23 protein-coding genes are annotated in these 25,371 nt (G+C 66.9%); 22 read left to right on the plus strand and 1 reads right to left on the minus strand.

Going from position 1 to position 25,371, the window contains the following annotated elements:
- The first annotated feature begins 6 nt into the window (after nucleotides 1-6).
- The 11 genes from AC3WR5_RS23340 (at nucleotide 7) to nagZ (ending at nucleotide 11,348) form a co-directional block, all read left to right on the plus strand.
- Nucleotides 7-981: a MucB/RseB C-terminal domain-containing protein gene (locus tag AC3WR5_RS23340; protein WP_492487526.1), complete on the plus strand. Its 975-nt coding sequence runs from the start codon at nucleotides 7-9 to the stop codon at nucleotides 979-981.
- A gap of 58 nt (nucleotides 982-1,039) precedes the next feature.
- On the plus strand, nucleotides 1,040-2,488 hold the full coding sequence (locus AC3WR5_RS23345; RefSeq protein WP_492487527.1) for a Do family serine endopeptidase: 1,449 nt from the start codon (nucleotides 1,040-1,042) through the stop codon (nucleotides 2,486-2,488).
- Nucleotides 2,489-3,159: 671 nt separating this feature from the next.
- The gene (lepA, locus tag AC3WR5_RS23350; protein WP_141289420.1) at nucleotides 3,160-4,968 is read left to right on the plus strand and encodes a translation elongation factor 4; all 1,809 of its coding nucleotides are present in this window, start codon (nucleotides 3,160-3,162) and stop codon (nucleotides 4,966-4,968) included.
- Between the two features lie 13 nt (nucleotides 4,969-4,981).
- Complete coding sequence (lepB, locus tag AC3WR5_RS23355; RefSeq protein WP_231011471.1) at nucleotides 4,982-5,950, plus strand: signal peptidase I; 969 nt, start codon at nucleotides 4,982-4,984, stop codon at nucleotides 5,948-5,950.
- 40 nt (nucleotides 5,951-5,990) lie between these two features.
- Nucleotides 5,991-6,365 carry a DUF4845 domain-containing protein gene (locus tag AC3WR5_RS23360; protein ID WP_492487528.1) on the plus strand — a complete coding sequence of 125 codons (375 nt, stop codon included), beginning with the start codon at nucleotides 5,991-5,993 and terminating at the stop codon, nucleotides 6,363-6,365.
- 23 nt (nucleotides 6,366-6,388) lie between these two features.
- The gene (gene rnc / locus AC3WR5_RS23365; protein ID WP_141290708.1) at nucleotides 6,389-7,096 is read left to right on the plus strand and encodes a ribonuclease III; all 708 of its coding nucleotides are present in this window, start codon (nucleotides 6,389-6,391) and stop codon (nucleotides 7,094-7,096) included.
- A gap of 104 nt (nucleotides 7,097-7,200) precedes the next feature.
- Nucleotides 7,201-8,181: a GTPase Era gene (era, locus tag AC3WR5_RS23370; RefSeq protein WP_141290710.1), complete on the plus strand. Its 981-nt coding sequence runs from the start codon at nucleotides 7,201-7,203 to the stop codon at nucleotides 8,179-8,181.
- An 83-nt stretch (nucleotides 8,182-8,264) separates the two neighbouring features.
- On the plus strand, nucleotides 8,265-9,038 hold the full coding sequence (gene recO, locus AC3WR5_RS23375; protein ID WP_492487754.1) for a DNA repair protein RecO: 774 nt from the start codon (nucleotides 8,265-8,267) through the stop codon (nucleotides 9,036-9,038).
- Entirely contained in the window at nucleotides 9,035-9,832 is a 798-nt protein-coding gene (locus tag AC3WR5_RS23380; RefSeq protein ID WP_492487530.1) for a pyridoxine 5'-phosphate synthase, read from the plus strand. Before recO ends, AC3WR5_RS23380 begins: the two co-directional genes overlap by 4 nt.
- Nucleotides 9,829-10,284, plus strand: a complete 456-nt coding sequence (gene acpS, locus AC3WR5_RS23385) for a holo-ACP synthase (RefSeq protein ID WP_492487531.1) — start codon at nucleotides 9,829-9,831, stop codon at nucleotides 10,282-10,284. Before AC3WR5_RS23380 ends, acpS begins: the two co-directional genes overlap by 4 nt.
- A complete protein-coding gene (gene nagZ / locus AC3WR5_RS23390) occupies nucleotides 10,284-11,348 on the plus strand; it encodes a beta-N-acetylhexosaminidase (protein WP_492487533.1) in 1,065 nt (354 codons plus the stop codon). The genes acpS and nagZ overlap by 1 nt, the downstream gene beginning before the upstream one ends.
- 96 nt (nucleotides 11,349-11,444) lie before the next feature.
- On the opposite strand, the gene AC3WR5_RS23395 is transcribed toward nagZ, so the two are convergent.
- A complete protein-coding gene (locus AC3WR5_RS23395; protein ID WP_492487535.1) occupies nucleotides 11,445-14,495 on the minus strand; it encodes an Rne/Rng family ribonuclease in 3,051 nt (1,016 codons plus the stop codon).
- Between the two features lie 885 nt (nucleotides 14,496-15,380).
- Here AC3WR5_RS23395 and AC3WR5_RS23400 point away from each other — a divergent pair.
- The 11 genes from AC3WR5_RS23400 to AC3WR5_RS23450 all read left to right on the plus strand — a co-directional run bounded on the left by AC3WR5_RS23400 (nucleotide 15,381) and on the right by AC3WR5_RS23450 (nucleotide 25,318).
- Entirely contained in the window at nucleotides 15,381-16,325 is a 945-nt protein-coding gene (locus AC3WR5_RS23400) for an RluA family pseudouridine synthase (protein WP_141289854.1), read from the plus strand.
- A gap of 46 nt (nucleotides 16,326-16,371) precedes the next feature.
- Nucleotides 16,372-17,034, plus strand: coding sequence for an HAD family hydrolase (locus AC3WR5_RS23405; RefSeq protein WP_141289850.1), 663 nt, complete (start codon nucleotides 16,372-16,374; stop codon nucleotides 17,032-17,034).
- A gap of 1 nt (nucleotide 17,035) precedes the next feature.
- Complete coding sequence (locus AC3WR5_RS23410) at nucleotides 17,036-17,419, plus strand: Rieske (2Fe-2S) protein (protein ID WP_492487537.1); 384 nt, start codon at nucleotides 17,036-17,038, stop codon at nucleotides 17,417-17,419.
- A gap of 87 nt (nucleotides 17,420-17,506) precedes the next feature.
- Entirely contained in the window at nucleotides 17,507-18,538 is a 1,032-nt protein-coding gene (locus AC3WR5_RS23415; RefSeq protein WP_492487539.1) for a S49 family peptidase, read from the plus strand.
- 128 nt (nucleotides 18,539-18,666) lie between these two features.
- Nucleotides 18,667-19,533 (plus strand): 3-methyl-2-oxobutanoate hydroxymethyltransferase, encoded by an 867-nt coding sequence (gene panB, locus AC3WR5_RS23420; RefSeq protein ID WP_492487541.1) that lies wholly within the window; start codon nucleotides 18,667-18,669, stop codon nucleotides 19,531-19,533.
- 90 nt (nucleotides 19,534-19,623) lie between these two features.
- Nucleotides 19,624-20,463 carry a pantoate--beta-alanine ligase gene (gene panC, locus AC3WR5_RS23425; protein ID WP_492487543.1) on the plus strand — a complete coding sequence of 280 codons (840 nt, stop codon included), beginning with the start codon at nucleotides 19,624-19,626 and terminating at the stop codon, nucleotides 20,461-20,463.
- A 55-nt stretch (nucleotides 20,464-20,518) separates the two neighbouring features.
- The gene (gene bioB, locus AC3WR5_RS23430) at nucleotides 20,519-21,556 is read left to right on the plus strand and encodes a biotin synthase BioB (protein WP_141289373.1); all 1,038 of its coding nucleotides are present in this window, start codon (nucleotides 20,519-20,521) and stop codon (nucleotides 21,554-21,556) included.
- A gap of 20 nt (nucleotides 21,557-21,576) precedes the next feature.
- Nucleotides 21,577-21,996: an aspartate 1-decarboxylase gene (panD, locus tag AC3WR5_RS23435; RefSeq protein ID WP_141289374.1), complete on the plus strand. Its 420-nt coding sequence runs from the start codon at nucleotides 21,577-21,579 to the stop codon at nucleotides 21,994-21,996.
- Nucleotides 21,997-22,063: 67 nt separating this feature from the next.
- Nucleotides 22,064-23,374 (plus strand): adenosylmethionine--8-amino-7-oxononanoate transaminase, encoded by a 1,311-nt coding sequence (bioA, locus tag AC3WR5_RS23440; RefSeq protein WP_492487755.1) that lies wholly within the window; start codon nucleotides 22,064-22,066, stop codon nucleotides 23,372-23,374.
- Nucleotides 23,364-24,101 carry a dethiobiotin synthase gene (gene bioD, locus AC3WR5_RS23445; RefSeq protein ID WP_492487545.1) on the plus strand — a complete coding sequence of 246 codons (738 nt, stop codon included), beginning with the start codon at nucleotides 23,364-23,366 and terminating at the stop codon, nucleotides 24,099-24,101. Before bioA ends, bioD begins: the two co-directional genes overlap by 11 nt.
- Nucleotides 24,098-25,318 carry an aminotransferase class I/II-fold pyridoxal phosphate-dependent enzyme gene (locus tag AC3WR5_RS23450; RefSeq protein WP_492487547.1) on the plus strand — a complete coding sequence of 407 codons (1,221 nt, stop codon included), beginning with the start codon at nucleotides 24,098-24,100 and terminating at the stop codon, nucleotides 25,316-25,318. The genes bioD and AC3WR5_RS23450 overlap by 4 nt, the downstream gene beginning before the upstream one ends.
- Nucleotides 25,319-25,371: the final 53 nt, after the last annotated feature.

Raw genomic sequence — 25,371 nt, forward strand, 5'->3', positions numbered from 1 at the left:
GTATTGATGTCTTGTCTGCTTGCCAGCGGGTCGGCGGCTGCGCTTGCGCAGGCGGCGAGTGATGCAGCCGGCACGCTGGATGCGCGTGCATGGCTGATGCGAAGCAGCGAAGCCGCAGCTTCGCGGAACTACCAGGGCACGCTGGTGGTCAGTGGTGGCGGCTCGGTCAGCAGTTCGCGCGTCGCGCACTATTTCGATGGCACCCAGCAATACGAGCGTGTCGAAGCACTGGACGGCGAGCCGCGCAGCATCTGGCGCCACAACGACGAGGTGCAGACGCTGTGGCCGCGCGCCCGCGTTGCGCTGATTGAGCGGCGCGACCCCCGCGCCACGTTCCCGTCGCTGCTGTCAGGCTCGGAGCGCCGCGTGCTGGAGTGGTATGAGCTGCGTTCGCTCGGCCGTGACCGCGTGGCTGGCCTGGACGCCGACGTGGTCTTGCTGAAGGCCAAGGACAACGCCCGCTTCAGCCAGCGCCTGTGGGCCGAGCATCAGACCGGTTTGCTGCTGCGCGCTGAGGTGATTGGCAGCAGCGGCCAGACCTTGGAGTCGGCCGCGTTCTCCGAGTTGGTCATTGGCGTGAAGCCTCAGCCCGACCAGGTGCTGGCCGGCATGAAAAAGCGCGACGGGTATCGCGTGCTGCGGCCCGCCGTGCTGCCGACATCGCTGGACGCCGAAGGCTGGACGCTGGCTGCGTTGCCTGCCGGTTTTCGCGAAGTGCATTGCGCCAAGCGCTCGCTGGACCCGACGGGCGCCGCGGATGCCCCCATCGTGCTGCAAGCCATCTATTCCGATGGGCTGACCCACGTGTCGGTGTTCATTGAACCTTTCCAGCCCGAGCGGCACCAACGCGAAGTCCACGCGGCCATCGGGGCAACTCACACCTTGATGGCCAGGCGCGATGATCAGTGGGTGACCGTGATGGGCGACGTGCCCATGGACACGCTGAAGAAGATCGCGGCCGCGCTGGACCACAAGCGTTGAGACCCTGAGGTTTTGCAGTCCGCCCACCAGAGGCGGTGGTTCCCAAGAAGGAGAAGGCATGTTTGGGGGTGTTGTTTCGTCCGTGCGCGAGCGTGCGCGCGTTGGTGTGGCCGTTGCGCTGCTGAGCGTTTCCGCGGCGGGTTTGCTGCCGGCGCCCGCATTGGCGCAGAGCCGGGTGCTGCCCGATTTCACCGACCTGGTCGAACAGGTCGGCCCGGCAGTGGTGAACATCCGTACCAGCGAGAAGGTGCATCTGGGCCGCGGTGGCGCGGGTGCTGGCCCGCAGATGGACCCGGGCCTGGAAGAGTTCTTCAAGCGCTTCGGCATTCCGATGCCGCGCAACACGCCGCGCGGCGGTGGCAATGGCGACGATGACGACGAGCCGACGCGGCGCGGCATCGGCTCAGGCTTCATCCTCAGCGCCGATGGCCTCGTGATGACCAATGCGCACGTGGTCGACGGTGCCGACGAACTGCTGGTGACGCTGACCGACAAGCGCGAGTTCAAGGGCAAGGTCATTGGCGCAGACAAGCGCAGCGACGTGGCCATCGTGAAGATCGAAGCGGCTGGCCTGCCGTTCGTGAAGGTCGGCGATGTCGGCAAGCTGAAGGTCGGCGAATGGGTCATGGCGATCGGCTCGCCGTTCGGCCTGGACAACTCGGTGACCGCTGGCATCGTCAGTGCCAAGCAGCGCGACACCGGCGAACTGCTGCCCTTCATCCAGACCGACGTGGCGATCAACCCCGGCAACTCTGGGGGGCCGCTGATCAACATGCGCGGCGAAGTCGTCGGCATCAACTCGCAGATCTACAGCCCGTCTGGCGGTTATGCCGGCATCTCGTTCTCCATCCCCATCGACGAAGCGATCCGCGTGGCCGATCAATTGCGTGCTACCGGCCGGGTGATCCGTGGCCGCATTGGCGTGGCAATCGCACCGGTGACCAAGGAGGTCGCGGAATCGATCGGCTTGGGCAAGGCCAGCGGCGCGATGGTGCAGTCGGTCGAAGCCGGCCAACCTGCCGAGAAGGCCGGGCTGGAAGCGGGCGACATCATCGTCAAGGTCGATGGCAAGGCCGTGGAGCGCGCCACCGATCTGCCGCGCATGATCAGCGCCGTGAAACCGGGCAGCAAGGTCATGCTGCAACTGTTCCGCCGTGGCAGCTACAAGGATGTCGCGGTGACCGTGGGCGAGTTCGAAGCTGAAAAGCCGGCCGTGCCTGCAGCGCCAGTGAAAGCTTCGCTGGGCCTGAACGTGGTGGACTTGACCGAGGCGGAGAAGCGCGACTTGCGCGTCAAGGGCGGTGTGAAGGTCGACAGTGTGGAAGGCGCTGCGGCCCGTGCCGGCCTGCGCGAGGGCGATGTGATCCTGTCGGTCGACAACGTGCAGATCAGCGATGCCAAGCAGTTCGGCGGCGTTGTCGCCAAGCTTGACAAGACCAAGCGGGTCACGGTGCTGGTGCGCCGCGGCGAGTGGGTCAACTATGTGGTGATCCAGCCCGCGCGCTGAGCCGGGGGTGGACAGCCGGCTTCCCGCAGCCGGTCTCCATGTTCAAAGACCCGCCAACCTACTGGGATGGCGGGTCTTTTCATTGGATGAGAAGTCGCCGCGATGTTTGTAATTGCTAACCATGTTTTAATAGCTTGATGGTTATTCTGTCCGGTCTGTGAGTGAGTGCTGACATGGCGCTGGGTCGCGACGATTGTGATGACCGGGCGATACAATCCAGGCTTGTTGCGGGTCATTCGACGCGTTGCCGCAATCTCTCCGTGGCGCTGCCGCCACGGCTGGGCGGGCGCTCAAGGCCTGTGAATAAGGTGTGAATAATTATCGGCTGCGGCCCTTGTTGGCGGTCTGCAACGACCCCGGTTCCATCCAAGACGGCCTTTGGACTCGGGCCCTTTTGGCTACAATGAAGGCCCAACAAGCAGTTGCCATACGTTTTGTTGGAAGGCGCGTCTTCAATTGGACGTGCCTTTTTTTTGACTCTTTGCCCGCTTCCCCGCCTTGATGCGGCTCGCCCCTCGCCGTCGCATTCCAGTGCGTCGCCAGGGCGAGCTTTTGGCGCTTGTTCAGCAGCTTTTCAGCTGTTTTTGCTGCGTGTGCATCTGACGCGGCAGGCGTGAGCCGTCACTGGCCACGCTGTTTTTCTCCGGCGCTGCGCCGGCCTTTGCCGACCCATGGACCACATCAGAAATTTCTCGATCATTGCCCACATCGACCACGGCAAGAGCACGTTGGCCGACCGCATCATCCAGCGCTGCGGCGGGCTGAGTGATCGCGAGATGGAGGCGCAGGTGCTGGACTCGATGGACCTCGAGCGGGAGCGCGGGATCACGATCAAGGCGCAGACGGCCGCGTTGCAGTACACGGCCAAGGACGGCAGGACCTACAACCTGAACCTGATCGACACGCCCGGGCACGTGGACTTCTCGTACGAAGTCAGCCGCTCGCTGTCGGCCTGCGAAGGCGCGCTGCTGGTGGTCGATGCCAGCCAGGGCGTGGAGGCGCAGACGGTGGCGAACTGCTACACGGCGCTGGAGCTCGGTGTTGAAGTGGTGCCGGTGTTGAACAAGATGGACCTGCCTTCGGCGGATCCCGACAACGCCAAGGCCGAGATCGAGGACGTGATCGGCATTGACGCGACCGACGCGATCCCCTGCTCGGCCAAGACGGGCATGGGCATCGACGAGATCATCGAGGCGGTGATCGCCCGCATGCCGCCGCCCAAGGGCGTGGTCGAGGCGCCGCTGCGCGCGATGATCATCGACAGCTGGTTCGACAACTACGTCGGCGTCGTGATGCTGGTGCGTGTGGTCGACGGCACGCTCAAGAAGGGCGAGCGCATCCGCATGATGGCGTCGAACGCGGTCTACCCCGCCGACCATCTGGGCGTGTTCGCACCGAAGTCGACGCCGCGCGAGCAGCTCAATGCGGGCGAGGTCGGGTTCATCATTGCCGGTATCAAGGAGCTTCAGGCGGCCAAGGTCGGCGACACCGTCACGCTCGAGAAAAAGCTGCCCAACAATCTCGGGCCTGCGGAAGAAGCGCTGCCCGGCTTCAAGGAAATCCAGCCGCAGGTCTTTGCCGGTTTGTATCCGACCGAGGCGAGCGAGTACGACCAGTTGCGCGACGCGCTGGAGAAGCTCAAGCTCAATGACAGTTCGCTGCGCTACGAGCCCGAAGTCAGCCAGGCGCTGGGTTTCGGCTTCCGCTGCGGCTTCCTGGGGTTGCTGCACATGGAGATCGTGCAGGAGCGGCTGGAGCGCGAGTTCGACCAGGACCTGATCACGACTGCGCCCAGCGTGGTTTACCAGGTCGAGCTCAACGACGGCACAGTGATCGACGTCGAGAACCCGTCGAAGATGCCGGACCTGGGCCGCATCCGCGAGATCCGCGAGCCCATCGTGACGATGCACCTTTACATGCCGCAGGACCATGTTGGCGTGGTGATGACGCTGGCCAACCAGAAGCGCGGCGTGCAGCTGAACATGGCCTATCACGGCCGGCAGGTCATGCTGACCTACGAGATGCCGCTGGCGGAGATCGTGCTGGACTTCTTCGACAAGCTCAAGAGCGTGTCACGCGGCTATGCGTCGATGGACTACGAGTTCAAGGAATACCGCGCCTCCGACGTCGTGAAGGTCGACATCCTGATCAACGGCGACCGGGTCGACGCGCTGTCCATCATCGTGCACCGCGCGCAGAGCCAGTTCCGCGGCCGCGGCGTGGCGGCGAAGATGCGCGAACACATCCCGCGCCAGATGTACGACGTGGCCATCCAGGCGGCGATCGGTGCCAACATCATCTCGCGCGAGAACATCAAGGCGCTGCGCAAGAACGTGCTGGCAAAATGCTATGGCGGCGACATCTCCCGCAAGCGCAAGCTGCTCGAAAAGCAGAAAGCCGGCAAGAAGCGCATGAAACAGATCGGCTCCGTCGAGGTGCCGCAGGAAGCCTTCTTGGCCATTCTTCAAGTGGATGACTGACAACAACAAACCGATGAGTGCTCTCACCGCCGCCTTGTATGGCGCCCTGATCGTCTACCTTGGCGGTTGGTACCTGGATTACTGGTACGGCAATTTCTCGCTGCTGCTGTTCATCCTTTCCGCAGTGACCTGCGCCTTCTGGCTGGCCGAGCGTTTCCGCTTCCGGCCGGCGCGCGAGAAGGCGGCCCGCCAGTTGGAAGCCGGCGACGCGGCCCGCCGCGCCGAGCTGGCCCGGCTGGGCATCGACAAGGTCGACGGCGACGTGGCCGAAGCCCGCGACAAGGTGCTGCAACAGCCCTGGTGGCTGGACTGGACGGCGGGCCTGTTCCCGGTGATCATCGTCGTGTTCGTGATGCGCTCTTTCCTCTTCGAGCCTTTCAAGATCCCGTCAGGCTCGATGATCCCCACCTTGCAGATCGGTGACCTGATCCTGGTGAACAAATTCCACTACGGCATCCGCCTGCCGGTGATCAACAAGAAGATCATCGACAACCATGAGCTGCAGCGCGGCGACGTGGTGGTGTTCCGCTATCCGGTGGACCCGCGCATGGACTACATCAAGCGTGTGGTCGGCCTGCCGGGCGACGAGGTCTCGTACCTGAACGCACAGCTGAAGATCAACGGCCAGCCTGCCCCTCTGACGTCGCTGGGCGAAGCCTACGATGACGAAAGCATCCACTACATGGCCCAGTTCAGCGAGCAGCTGGGGCCTGTGGAGCATCGCATCCAGCGTCGGCCGCAGATCGCGCCGTTCAACGAGATGCAGGTCAGCCGCTTTCCGCAGCGCGAACTGTGCCGCTACAGCATCGAAGGTTTTGTCTGCAAGGTGCCGCCCGGCCACTACTTCATGATGGGCGACAACCGCGACAACTCGCTGGACTCGCGTTACTGGGGTTTCGTGCCGGACGAGAACGTCGTTGGCAAGGCGTTCTTCATCTGGATGAATTTCGGGAACCTTGGCCGCATCGGCAGTTTCCATTGATTGACGGCGTTTGACCAAGGGTGACATGGCCACAGCTAGCATGATCCGAGCCCCCCGCGCCGCTGGCGCTGCCCGCCAGCGCGGCATCTCCTTCGTGGGCATGGTGTTCCTGGCGATCATCATTGCCTTTGTCGGCGTGGTGGCCATCAAGGTCCTGCCCACGCTGAACGAGTACTTCACGATCCGCCGCGCGGTTCAGAAGATCGCCGACAGCGGGGCATCGAGCGTGCCGGAAATCCGCCGGGCCTTCGAGACGCAGAAGCAGATCGAATATTCGATCAGCGACATTGGCGGCGGTGACCTGGAGATCGACACCACGGGTGACAAGGTGAAGATCCGTTTCGCCTATGACAAGGAAGTGGAGATCATGGATCCTGTCTTCCTGCTGATCAAATACCGGGGCGGCAACCGCTGAGCCAGCGCAAGCACCCAGACACGATGGATTCCCGCCACGACGCCCTGCAAAAGCGACTCGGTCACCGGTTCAACCGGCCCGAGCTGCTGCATCGCGCGCTGACCCATCGCAGCTTCGGTGCCGAACACAACGAGCGGCTGGAGTTCCTCGGTGACGCAATGCTGAACCTGGCCGTCTCGCGCCTGCTGTTCGACCGCTTCGGCGAGTCCGACGAAGGCGACCTGACCCGTGTGCGAGCCCACCTGGTACGTGAGGAAAGCCTGCACAAGGTGGCGCTGCAGCTGCGCCTGCCCGAAGAGTTGCGCATGTCCGACGGTGAAGCCCGCGGCGGTGGCGCGCAGCGTGCATCCATCCTGGCCGATGCGGCCGAAGCGGTGATTGGCGCGGTCTATCTGGACGGCGGCTACGAGGCTGCGCATGGCCTGGTCGAGCAATTGTTCGGCGAGATCATCGTCTCGACCACGGCAGACAGCTGGCGCAAGGACGCCAAGACCGAATTGCAGGAATGGCTGCAGGGCCGGCGCGTGCCGGTGCCCAGCTACCGCATCTCCGGCACCCGTGGCCAGGCGCATGCGCAGACCTTCGAGGTCGAGTGCGCAGTGCCCAGCCTGCAGGTGCTGGAAACCGGCGAAGGGCGTTCGCGCCGTGCCGCCGAGCAAGACGCTGCGCACAAGGTGCTGGCTCGTTTGCAGGCCGATGACGCCGCACAGCAGCGGCCACCGCGCGGCTGAAGCCCACCTGCGCCTGAAAACGGCGCTTTCCTTTTCTCGTTCCTGCTTGCGCGTCTTTTGCGTCGCCGGCCCTTTGCCCTCAGAATCCCGCCGTGGACCCAGACATGCCCCCCATTCCCCAGTCGCCCGCGCTGGATGAAGCCGCCGCTGACGACGGCGCACCCGCAGCCACCGCACAAAGCGCCGAGCTTGGCGCAAACCCGGACGGCCAGCGCTGCGGCCTGATCGCGATCGTCGGCCGGCCGAACGTCGGCAAATCCACGCTGATGAACGCGCTGGTCGGCCAGAAGATCAGCATCACGTCGAAGAAGGCGCAGACCACGCGGCACCGCATCACCGGCGTGCGCACGGTGGACGAGGCGCAGTTTGTCTTCGTCGACACGCCCGGCTTCCAGATGCAGCATGCCAATGCGCTGAACCGCACGCTGAACCGCACGGTGCAATCAACGCTGGGCGACGTGGACCTGGTGCTGTTCCTGGTCGAGGCCGGCCGCTTCGGCATGGCAGACGCCAAGGTGCTGGCGCTGGTCCCCGAGGGCAAGCCGACGGTGCTGATCGCCAACAAGCTCGATGCAGTCCAGCGCCGCAACGACATGCTGCCCTGGCTCAAGAGCATGCAGGACCGGCATGCCTTCGCCGAGTTCGTGCCGATGTCGGCGCAGAAGCAGAGCGACGTGGACCGGCTGTTTGCGATCCTGAAGCCTTACCTGCCCGAGCAGGGCTGGTTTTACGACGAAGACGCGCTGACCGACCGCAGCGAGAAATTCCTCGCCAGCGAGATCATCCGCGAAAAACTGTTCCGCCTGACTGGCGACGAGTTGCCCTACACCTCCACCGTGGTGATCGACCAGTGGAAGGAAGAGGGCAACCTGCGCCGCATCGCGGCAACCATCGTCGTCGAGCGCGATGCGCACAAGGGCATGATCATTGGCGAAGGTGGCGAGCGCCTGAAGCGCATTGGCAGCGAGGCGCGCCAGGAGCTGGAGCGCCTGATGGAGGCGAAGGTTTTCCTGGAGCTGTTCGTCAAGGTGCGCTCGGGCTGGGCTGCGACCGAGGAACACCTGCGCAGCTACGGCTACGAATGACCGCGCCGGCGGATGCTGGCGGCCCGGTCAAGGCCAAGCCGCGGGCTTCCGCCAGCGCGCGCAGCCGTGCCAGGACCGCCGCATTGCCGCGCAGCCGTGGCGCACCCGCGCCGGCCTACGTGCTGCACCGCTACGACTGGAGCGAGACCAGCCTGATCCTGGACATCTTCAGCCGCGAGCAGGGCCGCATCACCGTCGCCGCCAAGGGCGCCAAGCGGCCCTATTCGCAGCTGCGGCCAGTGCTGCTGCCGTTCCAGCGCCTGCTGGTTGCCGCCAGCCGGCCCTCGCGTGACGAGACCGCCGACGTGCTGACGCTGCGCAGCGCCGAATGGGCCGGCGGCGGCCCGATGCTGTCCGGCGCCGCGCTGTTCTCCGGCTTCTACCTCAACGAGCTGCTGATGAAGCTGCTCGCCCGGCACGACCCGCACCCGGTGCTGTTCGACGCCTATGCCGCGTCCATGCCCGCGCTTGCCGCGGCCGACGACACGCTGACCCAGGCGGCATTGCGCGCCTTCGAGATCGTGCTGCTGCGCGAAATTGGCCTGCTGCCGCAGCTGGACCAGTTGACGAGCAACGGCACCAGGCTGACTGGCGACGCGGCCTACCAGCTGCGACCCGAGTTGGGCCTGGTTGCCCACGCGCAAGGCGAGGCGCCGCTCGCCGGCAGCCAATTGATGGCCTTGCAGCAAGCGCTGGATGCCGGCGAGATGGGCCAGCTGCAGCGCCTGTGTGCCGACAACCTGCCGGCCCTCAAGACGACCTTGCGCGGCCTGCTTCACTATCATCTGGGTTCACCCCGGCTGCGCACCCGTGACGTGATGATCGACGCGCAGCAGTTGATGGAACCGCACCGATGAACCCACTTGTCGCCCCCGAAGCCGCCGCCCATCCCTTGGCCGGCCTGACTGCGCTGTCGGTCAACCTGAACAAGGTCGCGCTGCTGCGCAACACCCGCCACCTGGGCATTCCCAGCGTGCTGCGTGCGGCCCAGCTGGTGCTGGAGGCCGGTGCACAAGGCATCACCGTGCATCCGCGGCCCGACGAGCGCCACATCCGCGGCAGCGACGTGCACGAGCTGGCTGCGATGCTGCGCGAGCAGTGGCCGCAGGTCGAATACAACATCGAAGGCAATCCGCTGCAGAACCTGATGGACTTCGTGCGCGCCGTGCGCCCGCACCAGGCCACCTTCGTGCCGGACAGCGAAAGCCAGTTCACCTCCGACCACGGCTGGAACCTGCCGGCCGATGCCGACACGCTGCGGCCCTTGATTGCCGAATGCCACGCGCTGGGCGTGCGCGTCAGCCTGTTCATGGACCCGCTGCCCGAAGCGATGGCGCATGCCCGCGCGCTTGGGGCCGACCGCGTCGAGCTCTACACCGAGACCTGGGCGCGTTCGTTTGGCACGCCGCGGCAGGCCGAGGTAGGCGCGGCCTTCGAGGCGACTGCCAAGGCCGCGCTGGCCGCGGGCCTGGGCGTCAATGCTGGCCATGACCTGAACCGCGACAACCTCGCCGAGTTCCTGCGCCTGGCACCTGGTACCGCAGAGGTGTCGATCGGCCATGCGCTGATCGCCGACGCGCTGGAACTGGGCTATGCCGAGACGGTTCGCGCCTACCTGGCTTGCATTCACCAAGCCTCGCAATCGACATGATCGTCGGCATCGGCACCGATGTCTGCGACATCCGCCGCATCGTCGCCACGCTGCAGCGCCGTGGCGACCGCTTTGCCCAGAAGGTGCTCGGGCCGGCCGAATGGCAGGTCTTCCTGCACCGTCGCGGCCGGGTCGAGTCGCGGGGTTTGGCCTACCTGGCGACCCGCTTCTCGGCCAAGGAGTCCTTCTCCAAGGCCATCGGGCTGGGCCTGCACATGCCCATGACCTGGCGCGCCTGCGAGATCCTGAACCATGCCAGCGGCCAGCCTTTCATCCGCCTCCATGGTGAGCTGGCCGAGTGGTTTGCCGCCCGCGGTTGGCGCGCCCACGTCACGCTGAGCGACGAGACCGACTACGTCTCCAGCTTCGTCGTTGTCGAGACCGACCCTGGCCGGACCGACGCTGCGCCGCCGCCCTACATGCCTTCCTCTCTTCCCACCAAGCCATCCTGATGAGCGACCAACGCCCCGTCATCCTCGACATCGCCGGCACCACGCTGGACGCCAACGACCGCCGCCGCCTGGCGCATCCGCTCACCGGCGGCCTGATCCTGTTCACCCGCAACTGGCAGGACCGGCGCCAGCTCACCGAACTGGTGGCCGAGGTCAAGGCCATCCGCGAAGACTTGCTGGTCACCATCGACCACGAAGGCGGCCGCGTGCAGCGTATCCGCACCGATGGTTTCACCCACCTGCCGGCCATGCGCCACTACGGCGAGCTGTGGATGCAGGACGCGATGCGCGCCACCGCGGCGGCCAGCGCGGCCGGCCACGTGCTGGCCAGCGAGCTGCGTGCCTGCGGCGTGGACTTCAGCTTCACGCCGGTGCTGGACCTTGACCACGGCCGCAGCGAAGTCGTCGGCGACCGGGCCTTCCACCGTGACGCGCGGGTGGCCACGCTGCTGGCCCAGAGCCTGATGCTGGGCCTGTTGCAGGCCGGCATGCAAAGCTGCGGCAAGCACTTCCCCGGCCACGGCTACGCCATGGCGGACAGTCATGTGGCTCAGCCGGTCGACAAGCGCTCGAAGAAAGCCATCCTGGCCGAAGACGCCAAGCCCTACGACTGGCTCTCCGGCACGCTGACTGCCGTGATGCCGGCCCACATCATCTACCCCAAGGTGGATGAGCTGCCGGCCGGCTACTCGGCCACCTGGCTGCAGGACATCCTGCGCGACCAGCTGGGCTATGCCGGCGCCATCATCAGTGACGACCTCAGCATGGAAGGTGGCCGCTGGCTGCGTGGCCAACTGGTCAGCCCGACCGAGGCCGCAGTCGCCGCGCTGAATGCCGGCTGCGACCTGGTCCTGCTGTGCAACCAGTCGCGGGTGGACGGTGGTGCGCCGCTGGACGCACTGCTGGACGGCCTCAGCGAGGCGCTGGCCAAGGGGCGCTGGCAGGCCGACCCGCTGGCCGAAAGTCGCCGCGCGGCCTTGTTCCCGGCCACCTCGCCGCTGCCCTGGGACGAGCTGATGCGCCACGCGCCTTACCAGCTGGCGCTGGAGCGCCTGCACGGCTGAAGCCAACGCTTGGCCGGACGAAAAAAAGCCGCCGGGCCGTGAGGCTAGGCGGCTTTTTCATGTCCGCGCAGCCTCAGGCTGCGCGGTGGACCGGCTTCAGTTGGAAGCCGAGGCGTCGAACGGCAGGTGCACCTGGTTCAGGTCCTTGCGGGTCTCGACCAGCACCAGCGGGCCTTCGTCGGCCACCACCAGCGGCGGCCGCTCACGCGGCACGTGCACCGGCTTCGGTTCGGCGGCGATGGCAGCTTGTGCGGCCTGGATCTTGTCCACGTCCGAGTTGACCCAGGTCAGGCCGGCGCCTTCGGCGATGCGCTGCAGCTCGTCCATCGGCAGCTCGAAGCGAACCGGTGCCGGCGCCACGGCCGGTGCAGCCACCGGCGCAGCGATGGCTGCCAGTGCCACCGGCGCCACCACTTCGGGTACCACGGGCACGGCTTCGGGTGCTGCGGTCAGCGCGGTTTCCACAGGCGCTGCGGCCTGCTCGAAGCGGGCCTGCGGCAGCTCGCCATCGGCCTCGCCCTGGGCCACGGTTTCACCGGCCTCGTTGCGCTCGCGGCGCGGGCGGTTGCGACCGCCACGGCGGCGGGTACCGTCTTCGGTGCCGGCGGCTTCGCCTGTTTCGGCATTCGCCTCGACGGCTTCGTCGGCATTGCCACCGGCTTCGCCTTCGTCGCTCACGCCGTCTTCGGACGCTGCACCACCTTCGCTTCGCTCGCCATCACGACCACGGCCACCACGACGGCGGCGACGGCGGCGGCCTTCGCGGTCCGCGTCGCTGCCTGCTTCGCCGGCCGGCAGTTCGGCATCGGCCCCACCTGCGGCCAGCGCGGCTTCGGCAGTCTGCGCCTGCAGCAAGGTCTCGTCGCTCACCGGGGCCTGCGGTTCGCGGGCCGGGCGCTCGGAGCGCTCGCCGCGTTCGGCACCGCGCTCGCCACGTTCCGGACGCTCGCCGCGCGGCTTGCGTTCGCCGCGCTCGGCCACTGGCGGCGTGCCGCCTGCGTCCAGTGCCATCACGTCGGTGCGCTCGCCGCGGCGATTGCCGTCGCGGCTTTCACGGCCCTCGCGGCCTTCACGACCTTCGCGTGCCTCGCGGCCACCTTCACGACCGCCTTCGCGGCGCTTGTTGTTGCCGTCAGTGCGCGCTGCGCCTTCGCCGCGGCCACCCTGGCGGGCGGCCTGGCCTTCGCGGGCTTGCTCCGGCTTGCCGGCGCCGTCACGTGGGCCGCGCTCATTGCGCTCGCCACGTTCACCGCGTTCGTTGCGGCGGCCGTTGCCGTTGCCACCGCCTTGGCCGGCGCCGCGTGGCTTGTTGCCGTCGCGCTGGCCGTCACGGCCGGTGGTGCCAGGCTTGTTGGCCGTGTCGGCGTCGGCCCGCTTGACCGGGGCCGGCGCCGGGGCGCCGCCGAACAGGTTCTTCAACCAGCCGAAGAAGCCGCCACCTGCAGCAGGTGCGGGTGCCGGCGCCGGGGCTGGCGCACGAGCCGGAGCGGCCACCGGTGCGGCGGCTGCCGGCACGGGTGCAGCCACCGGCGCGGCGATAGGAGCCGGCTGGTCGGGCAGCACGCCCTTGATCACCGGCTCCTGCTTGGGCTTGGCCTTTTCGCGGCGCGAGATCGAGACCTCGTCGTCCGGCTCCTCGATCATCGTGTAGCTGGCCTGCAGGTTTTCCAGGCGCGGGTCGTCGTGGCGCAGGCGTTCGAGCTTGTAGTTCGGCGTCTCCAGGTGCTTGTTGGGCACCAGCAGCACGGTGGTGCGCTGCTTCAGCTCGATCTTGGTGATCTCGGTGCGCTTTTCGTTCAGCAGGAAGGAGGTCACTTCCACCGGCACCTGCACGTGCACGGCGGCGGTGTTTTCCTTCATCGACTCCTCCTGGATGATGCGCAGGATCTGCAGCGCGGAAGACTCGGTGTCGCGGATGTGGCCGGTGCCGTTGCAGCGCGGGCAGGTGATGTGGCTGCCCTCTGACAGGGCCGGGCGCAGGCGCTGGCGACTCAGCTCCAGCAAGCCGAACTTGCTGATCGACGAGAACTGCACACGGGCGCGGTCGAAGCGCAGCGCGTCCTTGAGGCGCTGTTCCACCTCGCGGCGGTTCTTGCTGTCCTCCATGTCGATGAAGTCGACCACGATCAGGCCGCCCAGGTCGCGCAGCCGGCACTGGCGGGCGATCTCGTCGGCGGCTTCCAGGTTGGTGCGGGTGGCGGTCTCCTCGATGTCGCTGCCACGGGTGGCGCGGGCCGAGTTCACGTCGACGGCGACCAGCGCCTCGGTGTGGTCGATCACGATGGCGCCACCGGACGGCAGGTTCACCGTGCGGCTGAAGGCCGTTTCGATCTGGTGCTCGATCTGGAAGCGCGAGAACAGCGGCGCGTCGTCGCGGTAGCGCTTCACCCGTGAGGCCGATTCCGGCATCACGTGGTTCATGAACTGCTGAGCCTGATCGTAGATGTCGTCGGTGTCGATCAGGATCTCGCCGATGTCCGACGTGAAGTAATCGCGGATCGCGCGGATCACCAGCGACGATTCCTGGTAGATCAGGAATGCACCCTTGCCAGCCTTGGAAGCGCCATCAATGGCCTCCCAGAGCTTGAGCATGTAGTTCAGGTCCCACTGCAGCTCGGGCGCCGAGCGGCCGATGCCGGCGGTGCGGGCGATCAGGCTCATGCCCTTGGGGTATTCGAGCTGGTCGAGGTTTTCCTTCAGCTCTTCGCGCTGCTCACCCTCGATGCGGCGCGAAACGCCACCGCCGCGCGGGTTGTTGGGCATCAGCACCAGGTAGCGGCCGGCCAGCGAGACGAAAGTCGTCAGCGCCGCGCCCTTGTTGCCGCGTTCTTCCTTCTCGACCTGGACCAGCAGTTCCTGGCCGTTCGAGATGCAGTCCTGGATCTTCGCGTCGCGAACGCTGACGCCTTCGCGGAAGTAGGTCTTGGCGATTTCCTTGAACGGCAGGAAGCCGTGGCGGTCTTCGCCGTAGTCGACGAAGCAGGCTTCGAGGGAAGGCTCGACGCGCGTCACGACGGCCTTGTAGATGTTGCCCTTGCGCTGTTCGCGCCCTTCGATCTCGGTCTCGAAGTCGAGCAGTTTCTGCCCGTCCACGATGGCCAGACGCCGCTCTTCCGGCTGCGTCGCATTGATCAGCATGCGTTTCATGTGCACTCCTTCAGCGTGCCGCTGCCCCGGTTTCGGGGTGCGCGGCACGCGCATGAAGGTGTCAGCCGCCTGAAAAACAGGACGGGCAACACCTCAACCGATGCACGAGAAACAAGAAATGAAGCCGGAAGAAGGAATCGCCCTGGACTGACAAAGAACCGCGTTGGCGGCTCAGCGCGTCAGCGTTGGCGCGTGCGGCGAATCGGCTCCGGCCCAGGCGCCTGCTCGCCGCTTCCCGAGCCGCCCGGCGCTGAGCGCACGCGGCTGCACCCGGCGGCGCTCAGGCCGCACCGGCAACGTGCCGGGGCCTTTCGTCAGCAGGGCAGGGGAATGGGAAGACAACGTGCGCACAGCGGTGGCGTTGGAGTTGATTCGACCGCCGGACCTCGCTCGCGCCGCGGGTCGCGCGGCACAGGCAGGGCCCGATGAAAACCTTGTTTGGATGTCCTGCACAAAGGCAGGACGGCACATTCCATGAATTCTCTGCCGCCTCTCTCGTGCCGGCCGCGGGTCACGTCGGGACCCGCCATTCCGGCCTTGAAAAGGCGTTGCATCACCTTGGACACGCGCTACTTCTGCGTGTGCCGCCACCATATCGCCCGGAGCACCCGGGTAAACTCTGAATAATCAAGCACTTAGGGCTCAATCGTGGCTCAGACCATTATAAAGGCCAAAAACAGGCCTGCCACGGGCCCGTCACGCAAGGCCACGACGACGGTGCGTGGCGGCGTCCAGCCTGGCAGCGCCACGCCGAAACGGCCGGCCAAGCCTGCAGCCAAAACGCTTGCCAGGCCGAGCACCGCCCCTGCGGCGATCCCTCGCGCACCGCTTGCGGTCAAGCCCGCACCGGCGCCGGCAGCCCCGCCGCCGGTCCAGGTCCAGCAGCTGACGATTGACGACGGCAGCGCCGGTCAGCGCCTGGACAACTTCCTGCTGCGCGTGCTCAAGGGCGTGCCCAAGACGCATGTCTACCGCATCATCCGCGCCGGCGAGGTGCGGGTAAACAAGGGACGCGCCTCGGCCGACACCCGGTTGGAACTGGGTGACATCGTGCGGGTGCCGCCGGTGCGCGTCTCTGCCGCCAGCACCGACGAAGCTGCAGCCGCAGCGGTGCCGCCACGCGAATTCCCGGTGCTGTTCGAGGACGAGCACCTGCTGGTGATCGACAAGCCTGCGGGCGTCGCGGTGCATGGGGGCAGCGGCGTCAGCTTTGGCGTCATCGAGCAGTTGCGCCGCGCCCGGCCGCAGGCCAGGTTCCTGGAACTGGTGCACCGGCTGGACAAGGAAACCTCCGGCCTTTTGCTGCTGGCCAAGAAGCGCAGCGCGCTGACGGCCTTGCAGGACCAGTTCCGCCAGCGCGAAACCGGCAAGACCTACGCCGCGCTGGTGATCGGCCACTGGCCCGAAAGCAAGAAGGTCATCGACGTCGCGCTGCACAAGTACCTGACGCCCGAAGGCGAGCGGCGGGTGCGGGCGGTGCCCGAGGACCATGGCGAAGGCCGGCGCTCGATCTCGCTGGTGCGGGTCGTCACCCGCTATGCCGCGTTCAGCCTGCTGGACGTGACCATCAAGACCGGCCGCACGCACCAGATCCGCGTGCATTTGATGCACGAAGGCCATGCCATCGTCGGCGACGACAAATATGGCGATTTCGGGCTGAACAAGGCGCTTGCGGCCGGCCGGATGGTGGCGGGTGCCAAGTTCGAGCGCATGTTCCTGCATGCCCGCCGGCTGGCCTTCGACCATCCCGCCAGCGGGGAGCGCATCGAGTTGGCGGCACCGCTGCCTCCTGAATGCGAGACACTGCTGACCCAGTTGCCAACCGGCTGAGCCTGCTGTTGGCCCCCATTGGCCCCGTTGGCCGAGAATTCACCGCATGACCCGACCCCGCCGCTTTGACCTGATCGCCTTCGACTGGGACGGCACGCTGTTCGATTCGACGGCGCTGATCGCGCGTTGCATCCAGCAAGCCTGCCGCGACCTGGGTGTGGCTGTGCCGACGCTGGAGCAGGCCTCCTATGTCATCGGCCTGGGCCTGCACGATGCCCTGCAGCACGCCGTGCCTGGCCTGCCTGCCGAGCGCTATCCGGAGCTGGGCCGGCGCTACCGCCAGCACTACATGGCATCGCAGCATGACATCAGCCTGTTCACCGGCACGCTGGAGATGCTTCACGCCTTGCGCGAGCGCCAGCATTTCCTGACGGTTGCCACCGGCAAGAACCGCAGCGGGCTGGACGAAGCGCTGGCCCACACCGAGCTGCGCGGCCTGTTCGACGGCAGCCGCACGGCAGACGAAACCTTCTCTAAGCCGCACCCGCGCATGCTGGAGGAGCTGATGCGCGAATTCGGCGTGGCGCCCGAGCGCACGCTGATGATCGGCGACACCACGCATGACCTGCAAATGGCCGTCAATGCCGGCACGTCGTCCGTTGGCGTCAGCTTCGGCGCGCACGATCATGCGTCTTTTGCGCCCTTGAACCCCCTGTTCGTGGCCCACTCCACTGCAGAGCTGGCCCAGTGGCTGCTTCACAATGCGTGACGTGAACGCCGCTCCTTTTGTCCAACAGCCGCTCTGCGCCAGTGACGCATTGGTCGAGCGCGGCACCGCCCTGGTGTTTGACGTGACGCTGTGGGGCCAGCCTGCGCGCGCCTTTGCGATGCGCTTCGACGGCCGCGCCGTCGCCTACATGAACCGCTGCGCCCACGTGCCGACCGAGTTGGACTGGCAGCCCGGCGAGTTCCTGGACCACGACAAGCGCTGGATCGTCTGTTCGCTGCACGGCGCCACCTACGAGCCTTCCGATGGCCACTGCATCGCCGGTCCCTGCCGCGGCGAGCGGCTGATGGCGCTGGACCTGGTCGAACGCGATGGCCAGGTCAGCTGGTACCCGACGCCGGACATCCAGCCCCTGAGCTTCGACTGACATGTGACTGACGCGGCCGATCTGGCGCCCTTCGGCCAATCAGCCCTTTCTTGATTTCCCTTCACAGGCTTACCCGCTTCCCTCTTGATGAACCCGCCCACTGAACCGACGTTCCAGGATTCGCCCGAACTGCCGCCGCCACCGGTCCCGCCCAGCCCGGCGCCGGCCGCAGTGGCCTCTGCCGAGCCCGACCGTTTGCAAAACCTGGAATCGCTGATCCGCCAGCTCGGCGGCGAAGTGCTGCGCGAACGCCGCAGCGAGCGCCGCTGGAAGCTGGTGCTGCGCCTGGGCTGGTTCGGCCTGGTGCTGGCCATCATCTGGGGCGTGATGTCGCAGCGCGGGCATGTCAATTCGCCATCCGGCCCGCACACGGCGCTGGTCGAAGTGCGCGGCGAGATCGCGGTCGACAGCGCAGCCAGCGCCGAAAACCTGGTGGCCTCCATCAAGAGCGCCTTCGAGGACCAGACAGCGCAGGCCGTGGTGCTGCGCATCAACTCGCCGGGCGGCAGCCCGGTGCAGGCTGGCATCATCAACGACGAGATCCGTCGCCTGAAGGCCTTGCACCACAAGAAGGTCTATGCCGTGGTCGAGGAAATGTGTGCCTCCGGTGCGTATTACATCGCGGTCGCGGCCGACGAGATCTACGTCGACAAGGCCAGCATCGTCGGCTCCATCGGCGTGCTGATGGACGGCTTTGGCTTCACCGGCCTGATGGACAAGCTGGGCGTCGAGCGCCGCCTGCTGACCGCCGGTGCCAACAAGGGCATGCTGGACCCGTTCTCGCCGCAGAACGAGAAGCAGACCGCCTACGCCAAGGCCATGATCGACCAGATCCACCAGCAGTTCATCGCGGTGGTCAAGCAAGGCCGCGGCGATCGCCTGAAGGAAACACCTGACACTTTCTCCGGCCTGTTCTGGAATGGCGAGCAGGCCGTGCAACTGGGCCTGGCCGACCATTTCGGCAACCTCGACTATGTTGCCCGTGAAGTGATTCAGGCCGAGGAAGTGATCGACTACACGCCGCAGGAAAATGTGGCCGAGCGGCTGGCCAAGCGGTTTGGTGCGTCGATTGGCGCCGGTGCTGCCAAGGCGCTGACCCAGATCGGCACGCTGCGTTGAGAAGTCGTCGTGGCCAGCGATGACCCTAGATTTTTTAGGGTACTGAGCCGCTTGCCCAGGCAGAATGACGGCCTTGCTGCGATGCAGCACTTGAGCCCGGGTCCTTATGACAGGGCTGTGACTTAGAGATGAGCGTTCACCCTGCCGAAAACGCCGCGCCTGCCGCGGCCCGCCCTGTGACCAGCCTGCCGCGCCTGCGCGAAATGGCGGCGCGCGGCGAGAAGCTGACCATGGTCACCTGCTACGACGCGACCTTCGCGCAGTTGCTGGAAGAGGCCAGCGTCGACACCTTGCTGGTCGGCGATTCGCTGGGCAACGTGGTGCAAGGCGAAAGCAGCACGTTGCCGGTGACGCTGGCGCACATGGCGTATCACACCGCCGCGGTGGCGCGCGCCAAGCGCAACGCCTGGCTGATCACCGACATGCCGTTTGGCAGCTACGAAGCCAGCCCGCAACTGGCGATGGCCTCGGCCGTGACGCTGATGCAGGCCGGTGCGCAAATGGTCAAGCTCGAAGGCGGTGGCGTCACGGCCGAGACGGTGCGTTTCCTGACCGAGCGCGGCATTCCGGTTTGCGGCCATTTGGGACTGACGCCGCAGCGTGTGCACGCGCTGGGCGGCTTCCGCATCCAGGGCCGTGAAGAGGCCGCTGCTGCGCTGTTGCGGGCCGATGCTGCCGCGCTGGCCGATGCCGGCGCTGCGATGTTGGTGCTGGAACTCGTGCCCTCGGTGCTGGCGCGGCAGATCACCGAAGCCCATCCGCAGATGATGACCATCGGCATTGGTGCCGGTGCCGGCACCGCCGGCCAGGTGCTGGTGCTGCATGACCTGCTGGGCCTGACGCGTGGCAGGCGCCCGCGTTTCGTGCGCGACTTCACCCGCGAGCCCGGCAGCGCAGCCGATGTACCCGGGCTGTCGGTCGCCCAGGCGCTGCGGCGCTACGTGGTGGACGTCAAGGCCGGGCTGTTCCCCGACGAGACGCTGCACGGTTATTGAAAGCGCAGTCGCCGGGGTGTTGCAGCCCTGGCAACTGACCGGGCCGCAAGGCCCAGCCGGCCCGGCTGCGGGCCGCGAGGAGAATCTTGCATGCGTGTGATCCACACGGTGTCCGAATTGCGCGAAGTGCTGGCCGGCCAGCCGCGCACCGCGTTTGTGCCCACCATGGGCAACCTGCACGAAGGCCATCTGTCGCTGGTGCGCGAAGCCGCGCGCCATGGCTCGCCGGTGGTCGTCAGCGTTTTCGTCAACCGGCTGCAGTTCCTGCCGCACGAGGACTTCGACCAGTACCCGCGCACGCTGGCCAAGGACGCAGAACTGCTGGCCACTGCCGGATGCGACATTGTCTTTGCCCCGGCCGAAGACGAGCTCTATCCGCAGCCGCAAACCTACAAGGTGCAGCCGCCACCAGCACTGGCCGACCTGCTCGAAGGCGAGTTCCGCCCCGGCTTCTTCACAGGCGTGTGCACCGTGGTGATGAAGCTGTTCCAGGTCGTGCAGCCTGCCGTCGCAGTGTTCGGCCAGAAGGACTACCAGCAGCTCAAGGTGCTGGCTGGCATGGCCGAGCAGTTCATGTTGCCCACGCGGGTGCTGGGCGCGCCCACGGTTCGGGCCGATGACGGCCTGGCGCTGTCCTCGCGCAACGGCTACCTTGGGCCGGCCGAGCGCACCGAGGCGGTGGCGCTGTCGCAGGTGCTGCATCAGCTGGCCACCAGCGCACGCGTGCCCGGCCCGTCGCTCGCCGAGTTGGAAGCCAAGGCGGCACAAAGCCTGCGTGAGCGTGGCTGGCTGCCCGATTACGTGACCCTTCGCCGCCGCAGCGACCTGCTGCCGCCGAGCGACGAGCAACGACTGGGCAGTGAACCGTTGGTGGCGCTGGCCGCTGCGAAGCTGGGCCAGACCCGCCTCATCGACAATCTCGAGCTCTGAGAGAGCTTTTGATTTCCGCCATCTCTTTCGCCGTTTTTTACTGGAGTCGACCCGCATGGCCATCGTGACCTCTTCCTCTGCCGGCACCGCCGCTGCTTCGGCCCAGCCCATCCAGATCGTGCGCCCCAAGGCGGCCAAGCCGGTGCCGGTGCAGCGCTGGTCGGTGGCGGAAATCGAAGCCCTGTTCGCGCTGCCGTTCCCCGAACTGCTGCACCGTGCGCAACTGGTGCACCGCGAGCATTTCGACCCGACCGAGGTGGAGCTGGCCACGCTGCTGTCCATCAAGACCGGCGGTTGTCCGGAAGACTGCGGCTACTGCCCGCAATCGGTTCACTACGACACCGGCGTGGACGCGACCAAGATGATGGAAGTGGACGCCGTGCGCGAAGCTGCCATCGCCGCCAAGGGCGCCGGTGCCACCCGTTTCTGCATGGGCGCAGCCTGGCGCGCGCCCAAGGACCGCGATGTCGAGAAGGTTGCCGACCTGATCCGCGAGGTCAAGTCGCTGGGCCTGGAAGCCTGCTGCACGCTGGGCATGTTGAATGAAGACCAGGCCGTGACGCTGAAGGAAGCCGGCCTGGACTACTACAACCACAACCTCGATACCGCCCCCGAGACCTACGGCAAGATCATCTCCACCCGCGACTACCAGGACCGCCTGGACACGCTGGAGCATGTGCGCAACGCTGGCATGTCGGTCTGCTGTGGCGGCATCGTCGGCATGGGTGAAAGCCGCACCGAGCGCGCCGGCCTGGTCGCGCAGATCGCCAACCTGGAGCCCTACCCGGAATCGGTGCCTATCAACGAACTGGTGCAGGTCGAAGGCACGCCGCTGCACGGCACCGACAAGCTGGACCCGTTCGAGTTCGTGCGCACCATCGCCGTGGCCCGCATCACCATGCCCAAGGCGCGTGTGCGCCTGTCGGCCGGCCGCCAGCAGATGGGCGAGGGCATCCAGGCCCTGTGCTTCCTGGCCGGCGCCAACTCCATCTTCTACGGCGACAAGCTGCTGACCACCGGCAACCCCGAAGTGGACCGCGACCGCGAACTGCTGGAGCGCCTGGGCCTGCACTCGCGCCACGTGATGGGCTGAAGGGCTGAAGAGACATTGCCATGTTCCGCACCCTGCTGAAATCCAAGATCCATCGCGCCACCGTCACGCACTGCGAGCTGCACTACGAAGGCTCCTGCGGCATTGACGAGGACCTGCTGGAAGCGAGCAACCTGCGCCCCAACGAGCAGATCCACATCTGGAACGTCAACAACGGCGAGCGCTTCGTCACCTATGCGATCAAGGCGCCGCGCGGCTCCGGCATCATTTCGCTGAACGGCTCGGCCGCGCGCCGCGCCAGCGTGGGTGACTTGGTCATCATTGCCGCCTTCGGCATGGTGCACGAGGACCGGCTGGACGAGGTTTCGCCCAAGCTGGTGTTCCCCGATGCGATGAACCGCATCGTCGAAGTGCGCAGCGAAGTCGCCGGCCCGCAGGCGGGCGATGAGATGGGCGCCGACATGAGTGGCGATCCGATCTGAGCCTGGCGTGACAAACGAGGATTGGCGCGGCCGCAGCCTGAAGGCGGTCTGGCATCCGTGCACGCAGATGAAGCTGCATGCACGGGACATCGAACCCCAGCCGCTGATCCCTGTGGCCCGCGCCGAAGGCGTGTGGCTGCATGACTTCGATGGCAGGCGCTACCTGGACGGCATCAGCTCCTGGTGGGTCAACCTGTTTGGCCACAACCACCCGGCGATCCGCGAGGCGCTGGGGCAGCAACTGCAGTCGCTGGACCACGTGATGCTGGCCGGTTTCACGCATGCGCCGGTGGTCGAGCTGTCCGAACGGCTGTCCACACTGACCGGCCTTGGCCATGCGTTCTACGGCAGCGACGGCGCTTCGGCGACCGAGATCGCGCTGAAGATGAGCGCGCACCACTGGCGCAACGCCGGCCGGCCCGGCAAGAACTGCTTTGTCGGCATTGCCGGTGGCTACCACGGCGAAACCGTCGGTGCGCTGGCCGTGACCGACATCGCGCTGTTCCGCGAAGCCTACGCGCCACTCGTGCGCCTGGGTGCCACCGCGCCCAGCCCGGACGCGCGCGGCGCACTGCCTGGCGAAGACGCCGCTGCCGTGGCCGAACGGGCCGCCGCCGCGCTGGGCGACTGGCTGGCAGCGCACCACGAGGAAACCGCCGCCGTCATCGCCGAGCCGCTGGTGCAATGCGCCACCGGCATGGCCATGCACCACCCGGTCTACCTGCAGCGCCTGCGTGAACTCTGCGACCGCTACCAGGTGCACCTGGTGCTGGACGAGATTGCGGTCGGCTTCGGCCGCACCGGCAGCCTGTTTGCGCACCAGCAGGCTGGCATCCTGCCCGACTTCCTCTGCCTGTCCAAGGGCCTGACCGGCGGCACGCTGCCGCTGTCGGCCGTGCTGACGACCGATGCCGTCTACGCCGCCTTCTACGACGACGAGGTCGCGCGTGGCTTCCTGCATTCGCACAGCTACACCGGCAACCCGCTGGCCTGCCGCGCCGCGCTGGCCACGCTGGACCTGATCGCGTCGACCGACATCGTCAACGCCAACCAGGCCACCGGCGCACGCCTGTGGGCGCAGTTCGAAGGCGTGACGCAGCACCCACGCGTCAGCCATGCACGCCGCCAGGGCATGATCTTCGCGTGGGACGTGGCCAGCAGCCTGCCTGACTTTTCGCGCCGCTATGCGCGCCATGCACTCGCGCAAGGCCTGGTGCTGCGCCCCATCGGCCACACGCTGTACGCGATGCCGCCGTATGTGATTTCCGAAGACGAAGGCCAGTGGCTGGCAGACGGCGCACTGAAGGCGCTGAATGCCACGCTGGCCGAAGAGACCGCCGGCCTGCCGGCCCAGGCCGGGGTGCTCGATGGCGTCTGAACAAAAAGCGGTGGTGGGCTGTTTCGTCACCGGCACCGACACCGGCGTCGGCAAGACCCTGGCCAGCAGCGCGCTGCTGCATGCGCTGCGCCGCCATCATGTGCGCGTGGTCGGCATGAAGCCCATCGCTTCCGGACTGATCCCGCACCCGGAACATGCCGGCCAGATGGTCAGCGAAGACGTGCTGGCGCTGCGTGCCGCCTCCAGCATCGTTGTGCCACCCGAGCTGGACAACCCGGTCGCGCTGCCCGAGCCGCTTTCGCCGCACCTGTCGGCCGAGCGGGCCGGCCAGCGCATCGAGATCGCGCCGCTGGTCGAGCGTCTGCATGCCCTGCAGGCCCAGGCGGACGCTGTGGTGGTCGAAGGCGCCGGCGGCTGGCTGGTGCCGCTGAACGAAAGCGACACCATGGCCGACCTGGCCAAGGCCATGGGCCTGCCTGTGGTGTTGGTGGTTGGCCTTCGGCTAGGCTGCTTGAACCATGCGTTGCTCAGCGCGCAGGCCATCCGCGCCAGCGGTCTGCGGCTGGCCGGCTGGATCGCCAACCACATCGATCTCGAAATGGCCTGCCCGGCCGAGAACCTGAGCTACCTCAAAGCGCACATGGACGCGCCGCTGCTGGGCTTGCTGCCCTGGCAGGCTCGGCCGGACGCCGAGGCCTGTGCGGCCGAGCTGGTGCTGCCCCGGGCCTGGCGTGCCGTGGTGACCGCGCAAGGATCGGCGCCGTGACCGCCAGCTGGATCGATGAATTCGGTGGCAGGCTGGCCGAGCTGGGCGAGGCCAGCCTGCTGCGCCGCCGGCGTGTCGTCGTGCCCGAAACCGGCGCGCGGCTGACTGTGGACGGCCAGTCCATGCTGGCCTTCTGCAGCAACGACTACCTCGGCCTGGCCGGCGACCCTGCACTGCGCGCCGCCGCACATGCGGCCATCGACGCCTACGGCATCGGCTCCGGCGCCTCGCCCATGGTCAGCGGCCACAGCGCCGCGAATGCCGCGCTGGAAGACGAACTCGCGGCCTTTGTGCAGTTGCCCAAGGCGCTGTATTTCTACGCCGGCTTTGCGACCAACGCCAGCATCGTGCCGGCCCTCGTGGGCCCTGGCGACGCGATGTTCTCCGACGAGCTGAACCACGCCAGCCTGATCGACGGCATGCGGCTGTCCAAGGCCCGCATCCAGCGCTACGAACATGCAGACCTGGGCCGGCTGGAAGCGCAGCTCGCGGCCAGCACCGCACCGCGCAAGCTGGTGCTGACGGATGCTGTCTTCAGCATGGACGGCGACGTGGCCGATGTGCCCGGTCTGCTTGCGCTGTGCGAAAAATACGACGCGCTGCTGCTGATCGACGACGCCCACGGCTTCGGCGTGCTCGGCCCGCAAGGCCGCGGTGTGCTCGCTGCTGCGGGGCTGACCGGTGCCAACGCTTCGCGCCGCGTGATCTACATGGCCACGCTGAGCAAGGCGCTGGGCGTGGCAGGCGCCTTTGTGGCGGGAGATGCAGTCGTCATCGAATGGCTGCTGCAAAAGACCCGCAGCTACACCTTTGCCACCGCCGCGCCCGCGCTGCTGGCCGAAGCGGCGCGTGCCGGCCTGCGCGAAGTGGCGCAGCCGCAGGGCGACGCACGCCGCGCCGCGCTGCAGGCCCGCATTGCCCAGCTGCGCGACGGGCTGGACCCGACGCGGCATCCGGAGATTGCCGCGGTCGGCTGGCAGCTGCTGAAGTCCGACACGGCCATCCAGCCGCTGATCATTGGCGACAACGCTGCGTCGCTGCAGCTGATGGACGCCTTGCGCGAAGCCGGCCTGTGGGTGCCGGCCATCCGCCCACCCACCGTGCCGGCCGGCACTGCGCGGCTGCGCATCGCGCTGTCTGCGGCGCACACCGAGGCCGATGTGGCCTTGCTGGTCGACACGCTGCGGCGCCTCGCCGCCGCCAGCCTGCCAGGCTGAGCGGCCTCAGCGATTGCTTATTGCGCAGAGGCTTCGCAGCCCTGTGGCAGTGG

The sequence above is a fragment of the Ideonella sp. FW305-24 genome, assembly GCF_058788035.1.